Source organism: Bacillus sp. 7894-2, from assembly GCF_002272225.1.
GTDB lineage: Bacteria > Bacillota > Bacilli > Bacillales > Cytobacillaceae > Cytobacillus.
On the sequence record NZ_NPDG01000105.1, the window covers coordinates 1 to 16,034 of the forward strand.

The 16,034-nt window shown below is 41.2% G+C and carries 15 protein-coding genes and 2 riboswitches; of the genes, 4 read left to right on the forward strand and 11 right to left on the reverse strand.

From position 1 onward, the window contains the following. Positions 1–118 precede the first annotated feature (118 nt). A complete protein-coding gene (locus tag CHI10_RS16175) occupies positions 119–988 on the reverse strand; it encodes a 5'-methylthioadenosine/S-adenosylhomocysteine nucleosidase (RefSeq protein WP_095245258.1) in 870 nt (289 codons plus the stop codon). A 124-nt stretch (positions 989–1,112) separates the two neighbouring features. Beyond that, positions 1,113–1,216, reverse strand: a riboswitch (purine riboswitch). A 133-nt stretch (positions 1,217–1,349) separates the two neighbouring features. Further along, the gene (gene brnQ / locus CHI10_RS16180; protein ID WP_095245259.1) at positions 1,350–2,702 is read right to left on the reverse strand and encodes a branched-chain amino acid transport system II carrier protein; all 1,353 of its coding nucleotides are present in this window, start codon (positions 2,700–2,702) and stop codon (positions 1,350–1,352) included. Between the two features lie 283 nt (positions 2,703–2,985). On the opposite strand from brnQ, the gene CHI10_RS16185 reads away from it, so the two are divergent. Both CHI10_RS16185 and CHI10_RS16190 read left to right on the forward strand, forming a co-directional pair. Next, complete coding sequence (locus tag CHI10_RS16185; protein ID WP_095245260.1) at positions 2,986–3,648, forward strand: GntR family transcriptional regulator; 663 nt, start codon at positions 2,986–2,988, stop codon at positions 3,646–3,648. A 162-nt stretch (positions 3,649–3,810) separates the two neighbouring features. After that, positions 3,811–4,329, forward strand: coding sequence for a DUF3267 domain-containing protein (locus CHI10_RS16190; protein WP_095245261.1), 519 nt, complete (start codon positions 3,811–3,813; stop codon positions 4,327–4,329). A 197-nt stretch (positions 4,330–4,526) separates the two neighbouring features. Here the strand turns inward: CHI10_RS16190 and CHI10_RS16195 are convergent, their stop codons facing one another. Then, positions 4,527–5,726 carry a phosphoglycerate dehydrogenase gene (locus CHI10_RS16195; RefSeq protein WP_095245262.1) on the reverse strand — a complete coding sequence of 400 codons (1,200 nt, stop codon included), beginning with the start codon at positions 5,724–5,726 and terminating at the stop codon, positions 4,527–4,529. Positions 5,727–5,793: 67 nt separating this feature from the next. Further along, positions 5,794–5,872: riboswitch (ZMP/ZTP riboswitch) on the reverse strand. A gap of 250 nt (positions 5,873–6,122) precedes the next feature. Between CHI10_RS16195 and CHI10_RS16200 the strand changes: the two genes are divergently transcribed. Beyond that, complete coding sequence (locus tag CHI10_RS16200) at positions 6,123–6,335, forward strand: YczF family membrane protein (RefSeq protein ID WP_095245263.1); 213 nt, start codon at positions 6,123–6,125, stop codon at positions 6,333–6,335. A gap of 8 nt (positions 6,336–6,343) precedes the next feature. Here CHI10_RS16200 and CHI10_RS16205 read toward each other — a convergent pair whose 3' ends face one another. From CHI10_RS16205 to CHI10_RS16240, 8 genes are all read right to left on the reverse strand, one after another. Beyond that, positions 6,344–7,447, reverse strand: a complete 1,104-nt coding sequence (locus CHI10_RS16205; RefSeq protein ID WP_095245264.1) for a GerAB/ArcD/ProY family transporter — start codon at positions 7,445–7,447, stop codon at positions 6,344–6,346. A gap of 17 nt (positions 7,448–7,464) precedes the next feature. After that, positions 7,465–8,637, reverse strand: coding sequence for a Ger(x)C family spore germination protein (locus CHI10_RS16210; protein ID WP_095245265.1), 1,173 nt, complete (start codon positions 8,635–8,637; stop codon positions 7,465–7,467). A gap of 43 nt (positions 8,638–8,680) precedes the next feature. Continuing rightward, the gene (locus tag CHI10_RS16215; RefSeq protein WP_286137410.1) at positions 8,681–10,114 is read right to left on the reverse strand and encodes a spore germination protein; all 1,434 of its coding nucleotides are present in this window, start codon (positions 10,112–10,114) and stop codon (positions 8,681–8,683) included. A gap of 110 nt (positions 10,115–10,224) precedes the next feature. After that, positions 10,225–10,938, reverse strand: a complete 714-nt coding sequence (locus tag CHI10_RS16220) for a polymer-forming cytoskeletal protein (protein ID WP_095245271.1) — start codon at positions 10,936–10,938, stop codon at positions 10,225–10,227. 17 nt (positions 10,939–10,955) lie between these two features. Further along, positions 10,956–11,579, reverse strand: coding sequence for a YhbD family protein (locus CHI10_RS16225; RefSeq protein WP_095245267.1), 624 nt, complete (start codon positions 11,577–11,579; stop codon positions 10,956–10,958). A gap of 198 nt (positions 11,580–11,777) precedes the next feature. After that, on the reverse strand, positions 11,778–12,536 hold the full coding sequence (locus CHI10_RS16230; RefSeq protein ID WP_095245268.1) for a GNAT family N-acetyltransferase: 759 nt from the start codon (positions 12,534–12,536) through the stop codon (positions 11,778–11,780). Between the two features lie 20 nt (positions 12,537–12,556). Then, a complete protein-coding gene (locus CHI10_RS16235) occupies positions 12,557–13,108 on the reverse strand; it encodes an MEDS domain-containing protein (RefSeq protein ID WP_095245269.1) in 552 nt (183 codons plus the stop codon). 182 nt (positions 13,109–13,290) lie between these two features. Continuing rightward, positions 13,291–13,629 carry a YolD-like family protein gene (locus CHI10_RS16240; protein ID WP_095245270.1) on the reverse strand — a complete coding sequence of 113 codons (339 nt, stop codon included), beginning with the start codon at positions 13,627–13,629 and terminating at the stop codon, positions 13,291–13,293. A 144-nt stretch (positions 13,630–13,773) separates the two neighbouring features. Here CHI10_RS16240 and CHI10_RS16245 point away from each other — a divergent pair, with 144 nt between their 5' ends. Continuing rightward, on the forward strand, positions 13,774–15,951 hold the full coding sequence (locus tag CHI10_RS16245) for an FUSC family protein (RefSeq protein ID WP_286137411.1): 2,178 nt from the start codon (positions 13,774–13,776) through the stop codon (positions 15,949–15,951). Positions 15,952–16,034 lie beyond the last annotated feature (83 nt).

Here is a 16,034-nt window from a genome sequence, read left to right on the forward strand (position 1 = left end):
TTTTTGTGTCCGAAATTGGACCAGATTCTGACTCCAACTCCCGGCTTCTCGCCTTTTGTGTCCGAAGTTGCACCAGGTTCTGACTCAGCACCCCGGATTTCCGCCTTCTGTATCTAAATTATTTTCCATTTATCTCTCTAATATACTGCTTTACAACTTCATACACATAATCCTGATTTGCTGCAGCGGTGTTGGGATCGTACTTGCCCCCGTTTGTCTTGTTATTGGAAAGGACGCGAATGCCCAGGAATGGAACATCATATGCTCCGGCAATCTGCGCTGCTGCGGCACCTTCCATTTCTTCTACCGATGTTTTGTAGTTTTCGTGGAACCAGTTGATGCGGTCCACTTCATTATTCCATAAGTCTGCTGAACCAATCGTTCCTTCGACTACCTTGCCCTTGGTGTACTTATCTTTTACAGCATTGGCAGCAGCCAGCAGGTTTTCATCACCATCAAAGTAACGGATCTTTTCCGCATCAGGGTCTTCCCCTGCACTTCCTTCAGAAGCCATCAGGTCCATCGGAATCCAATTGGTTGGTTCGATTCCTTCTCCTTCTTCCAAATGGCCCGTTTTCAGTGATCCAATATTGACTGTTCTTTCGCCTAATACAATATCATACACATTCAAATTCGGGTCATGGCCGCCGGATGTTCCCTGATTGATGATTGCTGCGGGATCATACTTTTCAATGGCAATCGCGGTAGCGGCAGCTGTATTTTCCATGCCCTTTCCTGTCTTGGCAACGATGACTGGATACTTGTCCAATTTTCCTTTATAGAAAACAAAATTCCCTGATTTTTCAACTTTAACCTTGTCTAATCGCTGGGCAAATTTTTCCGCCTCGATCGGCATAGGTCCTTGAATAAGAATCGGTTTTTGTGCCCCTTCTGCTTCTGTTTCAAACTTTGGTGCTGAAGTGCACCCGGAAAGCATGGATACAGACATGACTGCGATGGCAGCGAATGATGCTAATTTCTTTTTCATAGTACGTTCTCCCCCTGTTGTCTGATTCACCCGAAATCCTGGTAATAGAAAAAGGCCTGAAAAACCAGAATGTTTTCTACCTTCCAGACCATAGAGTTAAAGCCGCTGCAAAAAGAATACAGCTGTTTCCTATACTTTAACCCGTAGTCCGGTTCATTCTTTGGGAACCAGGTAGAAACGCTCAGACCATATTACCGAGCATATACGAGTGATGTTTTTTATAAGATTACGTTGCTAATATAACAAATATCCTTCACAAAATCAATCTAAAAACGAACATTTAGTCCATTACTCCCACTTAATGTTCGTAATTATTAAACACACAATAAAACCCCCAGCTGAAAACTGGAGGTTGCACACATTATGCAGCTTTCTTCACTTCAGAAGAATGTGAATGGCTTCCGCCCTTTATTACTGCAGCGGCAAGACCGATCAGACCGCCTGCCAAGCACGGTACAATCCAGCCTAAACCAACATCATATAACGGGAGGATTGCACTAAAAAGGTCATTGATTGGCGCGAATGTAATGCCTGCCGCGTTCAAGCCATCAAACAAACTTACCACGAAGGTGAAAAGCATGCTTCCCTGATAAACTTCTTTCCTCCCTTTAAAGATCGGATGAAGAAAAGTAAGAGCCATCAGTGCAATCGCCAATGGATAGATTCCCACCAATACAGGTACGGAAATGGCGATCAGCTGGCTTAATCCAAAGTTGGCAAAAACCGCACTGAAGATGGATAAAACAACGACGAACATTTTATAAGATACTTTTGGCATCAGTTTATTGAAAAATGAAGAGCAAGCTGTAATCAGACCGATGCTGGTAGTCAGACAAGCGCCAAACACAATGACACTTAGAAGCAGTGCACCCAATGAGCCAAAATAATGCACAGACGCACCTGATAGAACAGCACCGCCGTTATCCAACGCCCCCAGACCGCTGACACTTGACGCCCCAATAAAGGAAAGCGATGTATAAATGACTGCTAATAGACCGGAAGCAATTAAACCTGCTTTGGCAATGGATACCATGATATCCTTCCTGGTTGCAGCTCCTTTATCTTTTACAGCATTTACGACAATAATACCGAAGACAAATGCTGCCAAGGCATCCATTGTCAGATAGCCTTCCTGGAACCCTTTAAAAAATGCACCGTTCATATAGGCTTCAGTCGGAGCCTGGAATGCACCCATTGGATTAATGAATGCAGCGCCGATCAAAACAGCAATTACAATTAATAGAATCGGTGTTAAATATTTTCCTACAATATCTACAATCTTTGAAGAATTTAAAGAAAAATAAGCTGTAACGCCGAAGAAAATAACTGAAAATATAATTAAGCCAACAGAACCGCTTCCTTCCGATAGAAAAGGTTTAATTCCGATTTCGTATGACACTGTAGCTGTTCTTGGAATCGCAAATAGCGGACCAATTGATAAGTAAAGGGCTACCGTAAAAGCCATTCCGAATAATGGATTGACACGGTTAGCGAGCGATTGCAAATCACTTTTTCCCGAGAAACCCAAAGCCAGAATGCCAAGCAGAGGCAATCCCACACCTGTTATAATGAAGCCTGCGTTAGCTGACCATACATTCGTTCCTGCCGCTTGGCCCAGCATTGCAGGGAAAATTAAATTTCCTGCCCCGAAAAACAAGGCAAATAGCATAAAACCAACTGTCACAATAAATGAGAAGGGTATTTTGTTCGTCATGTTATTTCCTCCTATCAACATGATTTCAAACCTAACAGTCTATCAAATTTAAATTTTCTGAAATTATAGTGCGGTAATATTTTTATTTTTTCACACTAGTAATATATTGCATAACTCAAGATAACATATCCAAAATATTTATGCAATATATCGCGTGATTTTTTTGTCGAATCATGCGATATATTGAATTTATTAAGATACTTCTATATACTAAATATATATTATATTGGAAGTAACTATAAATTCGCTGCAAATTGCTAGAAATGAAAAGGTGGTCACAGCTATGCCAATACCCTCTAATTATTCATCACCTACCCGTGTATCCGCTAAAGATCGCGCCTTCTCTCAAATTCAGGAGTGGATTATTGACGGGACACTTCAACCGAAGGAAAAATTGAATGATGCTGACCTTGCTAAAGCATTAGGAGTCAGCCGCACCCCTATTAGGGAAGCGCTTCAGCTCCTGAATGTTCAGGGATTTGTAGAAATGTTCCCTGGTGTGGGAACTCAAGTCACGTCAGTTAACCCGGAAGATATTAGCAAGATCCTGCCTCCTTTAGGCGTACTGCAGGCCCTTGCCGCAGAATTGGCAGCTCCTGTGATCAGCCAGGAGTCAATCAATATTCTCAGGGACATCAATCATAAATTCGCCAAAGCTCTAATGGCGGGAGATACCTTCTCAGCATTGAAGCAGGATGAGAAGTTTCACAATATCATTATCGACCTTGCCCAGAATCCTTATATTTCAAATACAGCATCCATGCTGCAGGCTCATGTCATGCGGTTATACTATAATAAAACCATTATTCTTAAAGAACGTTCTATTGAAGAACATGAAGATATATTAAAAGCTTTTGAAGAAAAAGACAGAGAAAAGGCTGGAAATATCGCGCGTGTTAATTGGCTTCGGGCAATTGACGAGTACTACTCCGGGGAAAAAGTATAAACCAATCGCAAACGTCAAAAAAAACGCACAGTAATTTGAGTTACTGTGCGTTTTTATTGTTAATAAAATTGGAATTTTATGTTAAAATTAGTGAAAATACTCGGTTAAATGAGGGAGGGAACACTTATCATCACATGGTTTCGCCACTTACCGCAGATTAGCATGAATTTGGCAGAATGGTCTCCTTTTATAAGGAGTAATTGGTATCGAAAGCATTATATGAAGTTTGTATATCTGCTCCAGATCATCATATTTTTGATACCCTATTTTTTTGAGACAGGTTTCTCTCAGATTCATATCATTTACCTCATTTTAATAGGTATCTTTGTCTTTATAGTTCACGAATGTCTGCATATTTTGGTTATCAGCAAAAAAGGCGATATTAGCTTAACATTTAGCGGATTGTATTTTTGGCTAAATACAAATGCTACTCTATCCAAAATGAGATTTTGGGTTTTTATGAGTTTGCCCTTTATTGTATTATCAGGCATCACTGGCGTTCTATCCTTCTATGTATCAGGGAATATTAAAACAATTCTATTATTTATTTGCTGGTTTAATTCATCCATTTCCGCCTCGGATATCTACAATTCTTTCTTAATTGCCATGAAACCAAAAAACTCGTTTTTTTGCAGGGGGTATTATCAGGTGAAAAGGGATTCCTTACGCAAAAATCTGTGATGCAAAAAACAGACCTCTTGGATGAGGTCTGTTTTCTGATTCTATTGGCAAGAGATCCAATGCAGCTTGCTGTTCGGACTCTACCTCTCTGTTTCCCGCTTTCTGTGCCCGAAGTTGCTCCAGCTTCAGACTCTAAATCACTGTCTTACGCTTTCTGTGTCCGAAGTCCCCAAGGTCCTATCAATACCAGGGCCAACTTATATTATCCGTGACGTAATCATGCCTTCAATTTGATTAATCTGCTCAAGCAGTCCAGGGATCACATCGCCATTCACTTTATTATCGATGTCGATCATGGTGTACGCATATTCACCTCGGCTGCGGTTTACCATGTCTGCGATATTCAGCTGGTAGCTTGAAATGGAAAGTGTGATTTGGCCGACCATATTTGGGATGTTTTTATGAAAAGCAGTGACACGCCGCTTGCCCGTGTAAGGAAGCGCAGCATTTGGGAAGTTCACTGAGTTTTTGACATTGCCTGTTTCAAGGAAGTGCTTCACCTGGCGTGCTGCCATGACTGCACAGTTTTCCTCCGATTCCTTCGTTGATGCGCCAAGGTGTGGAATGGCCACTGTGTTTTTCATTTTAAGGATATTTTCATTTGGGAAGTCTGTAATATACTTTCCCACTTTTCCGCTTTCAAGGGCAGCTGCCATATCTGCTTCATTCACAAGCTCTCCGCGTGAGAAATTCAGGATGTGAACACCCTTTTTCATTATGCTAAACGTATCTTCATTGAACATTTCCCTTGTATCATCGGTTAATGGAACATGCACAGTGATATAGTCTGATTCTGCAAACACCTGCTCGATGTTCATGGCACGCTGAACATTGCGGGACAGGTTCCAGGCCGTGTCGACAGAAATAAAGGGATCAAAGCCAACAACATCCATATCCAGTTCCAGTGCATCATTGGCTACAAGTGCCCCGATTGCCCCCAATCCGATGACACCGAGCGTTTTCCCCTTAATTTCTTTTCCGACAAATTGCTTCTTTCCTGCTTCTACAAGCTTAGGGATCTGATCTCCTTCATCCTTCAGCGTTTTAGTCCAAGTAATTCCGGCAAAAAGATTCCGGGATGAAGCCATTAAGGAGGTAAGCACCATTTCTTTTACGGCATTTGCATTGGCGCCGGGTGTATTAAACACAACTATTCCCTGCTCAGTGCATTTCTCCACCGGGATGTTATTCACTCCAGCACCTGCACGGGCGATTGCTTTTAATCGATCGCCCAATTCCATCGAATGCATATTAAAGCTGCGAAGAACAATCGCATCCGGATTGCCGCTTTCATTATCGATTGTAAAATGATCCTTGTTAAACACTTCAAGACCGCTTGGCGCAATGGCATTCAGTGTTTTAATCGTTTTTACTTTGTCTAAAGTCATGGTACTCACTGGATTCTCCCCTTTTCAACTAACTTTGTCAGATTTTAAAACAGAAAGAGGCAAGGGTAGAATCCCTTACCTCTGCCCAGGCGAACGGCTTCGACACTATGTGCTCCCCCGCGGTGATCCGCGTCTCGCCAGTTACACATAGCCTTTTCGGTTTTTTAAATCTTATCAAAGTCTTCTGAAAACTTCAACCCTTTAAAGCGCTTACAAAAATAAAAAATTTATTTATTTTTTTATGACTAATAAAGTATATTTTTCTAAATTTGTCCATTATGCTGCAGACAGGCTTTTACCCCTTATTCACTTCATGTTTTCCCGCAACACTTGGTTCCTATTTAGTTTATAAAAGAAAAAACATGTTAAACCTAATACATATCCTAATACCTGGAGCTGAATCATATGCGTGCTATGATCGTTCTCTTATCACTCTTAGCCGGTACAGCCTGCCTCATTGTTTTACTTGATTATATCCAGGGCCATTCAATATTTGAATCCTGGAAAAGCATAAAAATTGTTCTGTCTTCCGCACAGGGAGAAGATTATTTCCTTATCATCATTTTTATCCTTGGTTTATTCGTTATGTACTGGTTACATGAAAAGAAGAAAAAATAATCGCTATTCTACACTTTTCCCTGTTTCCATTTACGCTGGATGGCCGCCAGTACGAGCAATACAGCAGGAATGGCGAATTGGAAAGCAATATGCAGGAAATAAGGGACTACTTTTAATCCTTCATCCAGATGGCTTTGATAGCTTGGTGCAATCATAATGGAGGAAAGACAAATAATCCCGCCCATAAAATAGGAAGTGAAAACATTTGGCCTCATTTTAAAAAGGTTATTCATTCCGATTACCGCACAATAGAAGAACAGGCCCACTTTAATAAACCCCAGAAATACAATCAATAGGATGATAAAAGGATCCAGACGCTGAATAAATCCCCCAATTTGAATATAGCCAACAGCAGCCAGTGCCGGGAAGGCCGAACGCTCAAGGAGATCTGCACCAAGAATACAAATTAAGAGCATCGTATTAATGGTTAAATAAATGCCAACATACGCAATGGCCATACTCCCTGTTTTTAAAATCTTTGTCTTCCGTTTCATTAAAGGAAGGATCATCGTAAATATAACCAACTCTCCGTAAGGAACCGTCATATTAACCGGAAAAATCTCCCTGAAGACCGGTTTCCATCCTTTAGCTAAAACAGGCCGCAAATTTTCCAGATGAATCAAGTCACTGATCACATAGAATATCAGGATTAGCAATAAAGTGACTGTCATGAGGGCGAAGCAGATAATCCCTGCTCTTGCAAATACCTCAAAACCTAAATGAACTGCGTATACCAATGCAAACACCATACAGATACCCAGCGTAATAATGGAGGTTTTGGCATAAGGAGAACTGATCAGTAATTCCTCAACATCACGCAAAACCCTGGACGCAATATAAATGAAATAGATAATGTACATATAGCTTATAAGGCTTCCCAGGTATTTCCCTAAAATTTTTTTCATGTATTCTGTCAGCGGCAAATCCGGATACTGTCTGTAAAGACGATAGTAAACAGCAAAGATTATCAGCCCGGCAATGGGTGAAAGAATCGTAACGATCCATGCGTCCTGGCGGGCTCCGCTTCCAAGATCCAGAAACACAGCTGTCCCAAACATAAAAAGGACCATCAAGCAGAATAATTGTATTCCATCAATCTTATCTTTCGGCATTTACTTCACATCCAGAATTATTGTAGTTTATATGGATCTGTCAGTAATCCTGCGTTCGTTATTTTCGCATTCACATTTACTTCAATATCCGCAGTTTTAAATAGCTTATTCCATTCTTTCTTATGTTTTTTCCAGTAATCCGGATTATTAATGGATAGTTTTCTGCCGAAACCGAATACATCGGTTTCCATTTCCTGCGCCATTTTGATTGTTTCCCTTATTTGGCTTTCGGCCTCTTTTTCTAATTTTTTCTCAATCTTTCTTATTTCTTTATCACTATCAATTTTTATATAGCATTCCAGTTCAGCAATATAGCCCTTAATATCTGCATCAACTGCCAGAGTCAATTTTGGTTTTAACTCTGTCTTAATGGTCGACCTCATTCCTTTTGTCGTGACGGTCAAATTTTTTTTATTGTTACATGGCAGCGGAAAGGATGTATATTCAGCGGCTGAATTGATTATATGGGCTGTTCTTGCGATTTTGCCGTCAAACCAGCCGGCTAATTGATCTTTTTTAAACAGTGCCAATCCAGTTACCTCTACGACCGGCGGCTTGATGTTCTGCAGGTTATCCGTCTGATTCTGGGATTTAAGCGGTTTGTTCAAATGAATGCCTGAAAGCATAAGGTTCTGCCCCTCACCTGATAAAAGGGAGATGGCCCGGTAAATGGGAACGATTTCTGAGATGGAGTACATTTTTCCATTATTCTCGCTGGTGCTGATGATGCTTTTCGTTGGATTGGATTCCAACGGCTCAATGACCCCGAGAACTTCTTCCGCAGTCGTGTCCCTTGCAATAAAAACTGGAAACGATGAGCGTGATTCACCTCTTTCAAACACATCAAATATAAGTCCCAGCCCCTCTCTTGCAAGAGCCTCTCCAATCACAATCAAAGAAAGATGAGTAACACTGTTCTCTCTTGGAATGATTAAAGACGCCATCCTGTACGCTTCAATAAACGTTTCTGATTCGACTGTGTAATTAATAACTGGAAGGCTGTTTCCTGTCCCATTTTGCGAAAAATAACCCGGATTGATTACTTGATACGTGACCCGATAGCCTGATTCCCTTTCCTGGGGGAGGTCTATGCCAATGGCGATTATTAAAGCGACTTCATTTAAATCTCTATAATTGGAACAGCCCGTTAGTAAACCCATTATCAACATGATCGAAATGACTTTTCTCATACGTTCATCCCTGCTCTTTTAATTGACTTCCGGAACAAGGGCCTCACTTGGATGAGGTCCCTATCCGGACTAAACTGTCTTTCAAACCGCTGACTCTGACCGGTGAGAGTGGAGTGAGATATGGGACTCCTACTGATTTAAGACTGCAAAGGTGCAGAATAATGCATAAAGAAAACAGGATAATTCCATAGAATCCAATAAAAGCAGCGGCAAAAATAAGAATGAACCGCATCCCGCGTGCGGCGTTCACAATATTAGGGTTAGGCAGTGTGAAGCTTGAGATGGCTGTAGTCGCCACGATGATTACAATTGCTGCTGAAACAAAGCCTGCTTCGACTGCAGCCTGCCCGAGAATAAGTGCCCCTACAATGGAAACAGCCGGACCAATGGCCCTTGGCATCCGGATCCCGGCTTCCCGCAGGACTTCGAAGGCCAGTTCCATTACCAGCAGTTCCACAATGGCAGGAAACGGAACCTGTTCTCTTTGTGCCATGAGCGTCACCATTAAAGTAGTAGGGATTAAGCCATGGTGATGCGTGATCAGGGCCAAATAAATGGCCGAGGCATACATGTTAACGTAAAAAGAGCCAACCCGAATGAGTCTTAGAAAGGAACTCACCAGGTAATTGGCATAATAGTCTTCAGGAGATTGAAAAAATTGGATAAAAACAGCCGGCAGAATCAATGCAAATGGTGTTCCCTGTATAATGATCGCAATTTTGCCTTCTAAAAGGTTAGCTGCGACCACGTCTGGCCTCTCCGAATTCTGGAAGAGCGGAAAGATCGTTTTCCTGTTGTCCTTTAAGGCTTCTTCCACATAATTTGTGTCCAGTATACTGTCCATATCGATTTTACTGATTCTTTCCTTCACTTCCTTTACGATTTCCTCTTTCGCTATACCCTCCATGTATAAGATGCCGATATCGGTTTTGGTCACTTTCCCTGCTTTTGTCTGTTCTATCCTTAGATTGTTATTTTGTATTCTGGCACGGATCAGTGAAATATTCGTACCTAAATTCTCCGTAAATCCATCTTTTGGCCCTTTTACCACCGTTTGTGTCGAAGGTTCAGTAATAGTTCTTGATTGAATCTTTCCTGTTCCGGCAAGGATCGCCTCTGAATGTCCCTCTATCAAAATAACCGTGTCCCCGCTCAGCAGGCCGTTCACTATTTCGGACCAGTCATCAATGGTGTTTACCTTAGATACCGAAATGATCTGAACTATTTCCCCGGACCAATTTTGAATAGGTTTTTGTTCATGACTCCATGCGAGAATAGGATGGAGAACATTGTCATGCAGGCTTTGTTCGTCAACGATCCCCTGGATATGTATGATGGCTGCTTTACCATGGTTTGAAAGTATTATATTTCGGATTGATAGATCGGAGCTGTTGCCAAACTGCTCTGTTAAGTATTGAATATTAGAGTGAATACTCCTGCTTATCTTTTTATGGTGGCTGTAATGTTTCCGGAACACAATAACTCTCCTTTGGAAAACGAGTCTTGTTTGTTAGTGTGCCCGGTATTATGATTATCTTGCCCTTTAAATAAAAAAAACCTAACCAATCAGGTTAGGCATTCATTATTCTATATTAACCGGGATTCTTTCACCTCTGAGTCTGGTGAACATTCGTATTCTCCGGAGTATTCCACTAGTCCAATCTCGCAATTTTTGCCGATTTTGACATTTTTCCCTCTGACGACAAGAGCTGTGGTGCCTTCGAGTTCAATGTCATCCCCTTCAATTAATTCCGCCTCGAGCTTTAATGGAAATAGCGATTTGATTAATTTAAATAGGCTTTCTCTATGCTGTGCCACTTTTATCTTTCTTCCGCCAATCTCTTTCGCTTTGCTTTCTCCAAATAGTTTAATATCAATCGTTTCTGCGTTCAGTAAACCATCTATCTTAAAAGCCCCTTCCGCGCGGAAAACCTCCGCTTCACAGTCTCCGGCAATCTTTGCTTTCCCATCCACAACCATTTCATCGCTTTTCACAGAACCCCCAATGGAGGAACTCCCGGCCACCTCAAGCTTTCGGCTTAGGACAGCTTCTGAAATGGAGGCAGAACCGTTAACATTTAAGGAATCAGCTTTAACTGCTCCATGGATTTTGGCTGCACCGCTGATCTTTCCTTTTTCGGTTTTTACATTTCCATGGACCGTGCCTGTACCGTTGCAATAGAATTTCTCGCACTCTATATCACTATTTACCGTGCCCTTTCCATTGATTTCGACTTTATTAAAAGCTCCTCCATTAACCGATCCAACTCCATTAATGATTAAGTTTCCCAGTGTTTTCATTTCCACAGCATTTCCTCCTATGCCAATTTGGATTTTAATTCTTCAGCACATTGCTCTATTGATATAGCGGCAGCCAATTTTGTCCCTTTTTCAAGAAGGACCTTTTCCCCGTTCATTGAAACCAGGCAGCTGGACATGCCTAGTTTTCGAATAAAGCAGATCACAGCCTTTGGCTGCTGCAGGATTTTTTGATGATCATTTAATATCTGAAGGAGCATTTTCCCTTCCTCGATATGGATATCACCCGATTCCAGCAGGTTTGAAAGAATATAAAGCTTCAAAATCTCATGATAATTGAATTCATTAATCTCCCCCTGTGTATCCAGAAATATATTCATAACCGGCTCGGAAACTATTCCTTTAGCAATCAGACTATCCTTTGACAGCTTCAGATTCGTAGCATTCAGCGAAAACAAATCAGCCAGCTCATCGAGCGAAAGGCTATCCTTCATCTTCTGTACTTTTTCGACGCGCTCGAGGATTTTCTCTTTTGGAAAAAAAGTCTCCTGCCCTGTAAAAGTTGATTTCCGGACAAACCAATCCTCAGGTATCAGATTCTTCCTTTTCCACCGGTAAAGCTGTCCATAAGAAATACCAGTTAAATCCAATACTTCTTTTTTTGAAATTAATTCATCGCTCAAATTCCAGGACTCCTTTCTGATGATTTGATTGTAACATAACACTGTTACGTTAGGAATATTATTTTATTCTTTTTTTCCTGAGTTTTTTCGACAGATATTGTGTTTTGCACCATGAAATCAATGATTTAACGATTTTCACAGTGAAACAATGTTCTATTAGCACAAAAAAACCTGGCTCACATAGAACCAAGCTTCCATTCATTCGTATACTTTTAGTAAGTTATACTGCTTTCCAATATACCGGTAATTTTGCCTGCGGTACATCTCCTTTGGGGTATCTTCCCCATCCGCCACAAGAATGATCGTTTTATCCTTGAACTGATCCATCACGGATTTCTGCAGGCAGCTGCCGATGCCCTTTTTCTGACAATCCTCATGGACCATCAGTCCATCAATTTCAGCTGTTCTTTCCTTAATAATGACATCAACAGATCCGGCGGGCTTTCCTTTATAAAATGCAATAAGCTGCTGAATGCTGTCATCGCTGTAATTTCTTAAATGCTGAGCTTTCTTTTTCTCCGCAAAATTTTTCCCATACACCGAATCCTGCTCATATTGAAATTCCAAATAATCGTTCCATGTTTTATCCGTAACATTTTCGACTATGATTTCTTCCCTTTCCTGGACTTCCGGAAAATCAGCCGGAAGAATCGCAAATAACTCCAAGAACCCAACCGTATAATCTTCATCCTGCTGAAAGAACGCCTCAAGCTCTTCAGAAAGCTCTTCGTCATCCGGAAAATAAAACCTTACATGCTTTTGGCCATATTTCTGATGAAACTCTTTTAAATATTGATGTGCCTCCTCAAACTCCTGAACGGAAGGCATTCTTTTAAAGGCAATAAAATTGCTGTCATACTGAAGGAGCATGTCAGGATTATGATTATGAATAAAAAGGCCATTTTCCAGAACAGCGTGTCCCGGTTTATAAATATCATGAAATGTGATCTTTTCCATCGGTTTCTCCTAAACCATTTTTATAGGTATTTATACTCTCTATCTGTTATGAGCACATCATGGCAGCGTAGCAGACTATCCTTTAATTCCAGCGGGGTGCTGCAGTTATTATAAGCACACAGGGAAATCAGGCTATGCTCAGAAACGGCCTTAAAAAGCTTCTTTTCATATTGTTCGACTAAAGGAATATATTCTTTTACGTTTCCCCACTCAACCAGACCCCATGTGAATATCTTTGGATTGCTATCTAAGTAAGGCTGAATGTGTTTAAGAAAAAAATTGAACACTGTATCAGGATTAAAATTACCGTTGGAATAATAAAAATCAAAATTATTCATAAAATGAACTCTGCTTAATTCCTCTTTTCCTAACAAATTAGTTAATTCTTTATCAATAAGGAAATAATTCCGGTCATTCTCCACAAGCAAAACATGTCCGCCGCATCTGACGCCAGCCGTTATGTATGAGACTGCATTTTGAATATAGCAATCAATCCGATCAAAGTGGTACAGAATATGGCCTCCATTTGACTTTTGCAGATCATCAATCAAATCTATTAATAATTCATTCATTCATTTGTCTCCTTACAACGAAAAAATGTTTAATGGTGTATTTTTTTCTCATCAATTGCTTACAGGCCCCTTTCCCTCTGCTTTTCTTCATTATATCTAAAAATTTGATAAATAGGTGCTTTTCTGCAGTTTTATGCGATTCATATAAAAAACTCGAGGAGAGTTCCTCGAGTCATATTATTTCATCCTTCCACTTCCGCCCCGGCTATTTCATCAAAGCTAATTTTCTCAAGGTCCCCGCTCTCCAGTTCAAGATATATCTTTCTGCTGATGCCATCCAGCCGGTTTACCCTCCCTTTGTATTCGCAGAAAAATCCGTCCCGCCAGACTTTTACTTTCAAAAGATAAGCAAATTCCATTGCAAAGTGAATTTTGTTTTCATATTCCTCCAATTCATATTCATCAATGAGCGGCTTGTTTTGCGCCATTTGTTCCCTTTCCAGCTTTCTTAGCATCGCCCGGTGTTCCGGCATGAAGTGAGCAGGCTGCCATTTTATTTTCCCTCTGTCTTTTAGCGGCATATTAAATCCCTCCATACTCTATTATAGAACATTTGTTCGATTTTAAAACCTAAAAAACAAAAAAAGCTTAAGTTGGTTCATTTGGATAATAAAAGTACGAATGGTAAAATACACTTTAACTCTCAAAAAAAGATTGGTGAAACAATGAAGCAGCTGCAAATCAAACACCGCTGGCTTGGACGTTTGCTGGCATCCGATCCTGGACTGATCCGATTTCAAAAAGCCGGACGGGCCACATTAAGTTTAATGGCGTCGGTATTTACAACTTTATTTCTTATGCAATTGACTGGGGCCGATGCTGCTCTCGCCCTTACTCCTGCTATTGTTTCCGGAATGGCAGGCATGCTTGGCATCATGATTGTGATGGATGACTCTAAAAAAGGAAAAATGCTCACAACCGGTCTGCTTGGGTTTTCAGCAATGGCAGGGGTATCAATCGGTTCCCTGCTGGCAGAAAGCACAATTTTTACGGATATTTCAATGGCTGCATTAATATTTTCAAGCTTTTATTTGACCCGCTTTGGTGTCCGTTATTTTTCATTATGCATGATCGCATTCATGACCCTTTACTTCTCATCTATTCTGCAATTATCAGGCAGCCAGCTGCCCTCCTTTTACTTTGGGATCTGGATTGGGGTTGCGTATGCTTTCCTTTTCAATTTCATTCTTTTTCAGAACACCGCGAAGAACCTGAAAAGAAGCATCCGCTCCTTTCATTTTCAAAGTAATTTCACCTTCAATCTCTTAATTGAGGGGATGCAGGAAGAGAGTATGACTGCTCACCAGCGGGAAGAATTGCGGAGAAACGTGCTGAAGCTCCGGGATTATGCTGTAATCGTTTCAGAGTATATCAATGAAGATGATGTACAGAAATTATGGCCCGGGCTGACCCCTTCCCAGCTTAGGTTATATATCTTTGATACAGGCATGCTGATTGAAACCCTGACTGACTCCGTCCGCAGCTTAAAAAATGCGAATGCGCTTGACATAATAGAGCTGAGAAACCTCCTGGTCTGGGTCACCCGCTCTCTTCGTGACGCCGAAGTTCTTGCCCATCAATATGAAGAACAAAATCTTCGTGAAGCAGAGCTTGCTGTACAGGCGCTTCGCCTGCTTATTATGGATTTGTTCAACAGGGAAGACAAGCCGGCAGGATGGCTATATTTGATCAGGCGGATCGAGTCCCTTGCAAACCATGTCATTGAGGGCGGCATAACCATACAGCAGGCACTTCATAAAGTAAAAGTCAATGAAATAGAAGTATCTGAAGAGACGCCTGAAGAAGATGAATCACCTGAAGAAGACAAGAGCCTCAAACCTTCCACTAAAAAAGCGTTTCAGGCATTGACTGCTGCCATCATCTCCATCATTGCCGGCCAGATTCTTTCGCCTGACCAGCCTTATTGGGTCCTTTTGACTGCCTTTATCGTTCTGCTTGGAACCGAGTCAATCGGGCGCATTTATACAAAAGGTTTTCAGCGGTCAGTTGGAACGATTATCGGGGCAGTAATTGGATTTACGCTTGCCAAACTGGTCAGCGGCCATTCTGTATTGGAGATCACGCTCATTTTTGCAGCAGTTTTCTTCTCTTTTTATTTATTTGAAGTCTCTTATACATTAATGAGCATGTTTATTACGATGCTGGTCGCTTTTATGTATGACCTTTTACTTGGCGGAATTTCATTTTCCCTAATCAGTGCAAGGGTTATCGATACCATTGCCGGTGCCGGCATTGCATTCGGCGTTTCTCTATTTATTTTTCCTAAGAAAACGAAGGATAAAGTGGCCGATACGATAATTGATTATCTTCAGGAACTGAAACCGTATGTCTCGGCGTATGTGCGAAGCTTCCGGGAAGATGTGAATGTTAAAGAGCTTTCAGGCAAAGGCTTCTTATTGGATCAAAAGCTAAAAACCATAAACGTTGAAGCACAATCGCTGATAAAGAAACCCGGATCTCCGCGTCATGCCGACGTTAACCGATGGATCACCCTTTTTTCAGCCATCAATTACTATGCGAGACATCTGGTGGCTTCCTCCTACCGGAAGGGATTCGACTATCCTGATGAGCTGATCGATGTTTTCATCAGGATTGAGGAGAAACTTGAACTAAATATTGAAACATTAATGGACCTGATTAAAGAAAGCGGAGACGGGACGCTTGTCTATAGTCTGGACAGGGAAAGAGAACAAATTGAACGAATGGCACCACCAAGGCAGCAATCCCAGCGTGATTTAATTCATCATCTTTATTTCGTCTGGAGAATCAATAAAGCGATTGTGGAATTGGCAGAAGAGCTTGGTGCAGGGAAGGAGCAATAATGCTCCTTCTTTTTTATTTATTTTCCGACCACAAAACTCAGAGCCATGCCCGATGACATAGCTCTGAGTTTTTTCATTTCTTT

What these genes read in the sequence shown, in the direction of transcription:
- CHI10_RS16175 (WP_095245258.1), bottom strand. Translation starts at nt 988, where the DNA reads ATGAAAAAGAAATTAGCATCATTCGCTGCCATCGCAGTCATGTCTGTA.
- brnQ (WP_095245259.1), bottom strand. Translation starts at nt 2,702, where the DNA reads ATGACGAACAAAATACCCTTCTCATTTATTGTGACAGTTGGTTTTATG.
- CHI10_RS16185 (WP_095245260.1), top strand. Translation starts at nt 2,986, where the DNA reads ATGCCAATACCCTCTAATTATTCATCACCTACCCGTGTATCCGCTAAA.
- CHI10_RS16190 (WP_095245261.1), top strand. Translation starts at nt 3,811, where the DNA reads ATGAATTTGGCAGAATGGTCTCCTTTTATAAGGAGTAATTGGTATCGA.
- CHI10_RS16200 (WP_095245263.1), top strand. Translation starts at nt 6,123, where the DNA reads ATGCGTGCTATGATCGTTCTCTTATCACTCTTAGCCGGTACAGCCTGC.
- CHI10_RS16205 (WP_095245264.1), bottom strand. Translation starts at nt 7,447, where the DNA reads ATGCCGAAAGATAAGATTGATGGAATACAATTATTCTGCTTGATGGTC.
- CHI10_RS16210 (WP_095245265.1), bottom strand. Translation starts at nt 8,637, where the DNA reads ATGAGAAAAGTCATTTCGATCATGTTGATAATGGGTTTACTAACGGGC.
- CHI10_RS16220 (WP_095245271.1), bottom strand. Translation starts at nt 10,938, where the DNA reads ATGAAAACACTGGGAAACTTAATCATTAATGGAGTTGGATCGGTTAAT.
- CHI10_RS16230 (WP_095245268.1), bottom strand. Translation starts at nt 12,536, where the DNA reads ATGGAAAAGATCACATTTCATGATATTTATAAACCGGGACACGCTGTT.
- CHI10_RS16235 (WP_095245269.1), bottom strand. Translation starts at nt 13,108, where the DNA reads ATGAATGAATTATTAATAGATTTGATTGATGATCTGCAAAAGTCAAAT.
- CHI10_RS16240 (WP_095245270.1), bottom strand. Translation starts at nt 13,629, where the DNA reads ATGCCGCTAAAAGACAGAGGGAAAATAAAATGGCAGCCTGCTCACTTC.
- CHI10_RS16245 (WP_286137411.1), top strand. Translation starts at nt 13,774, where the DNA reads ATGAAGCAGCTGCAAATCAAACACCGCTGGCTTGGACGTTTGCTGGCA.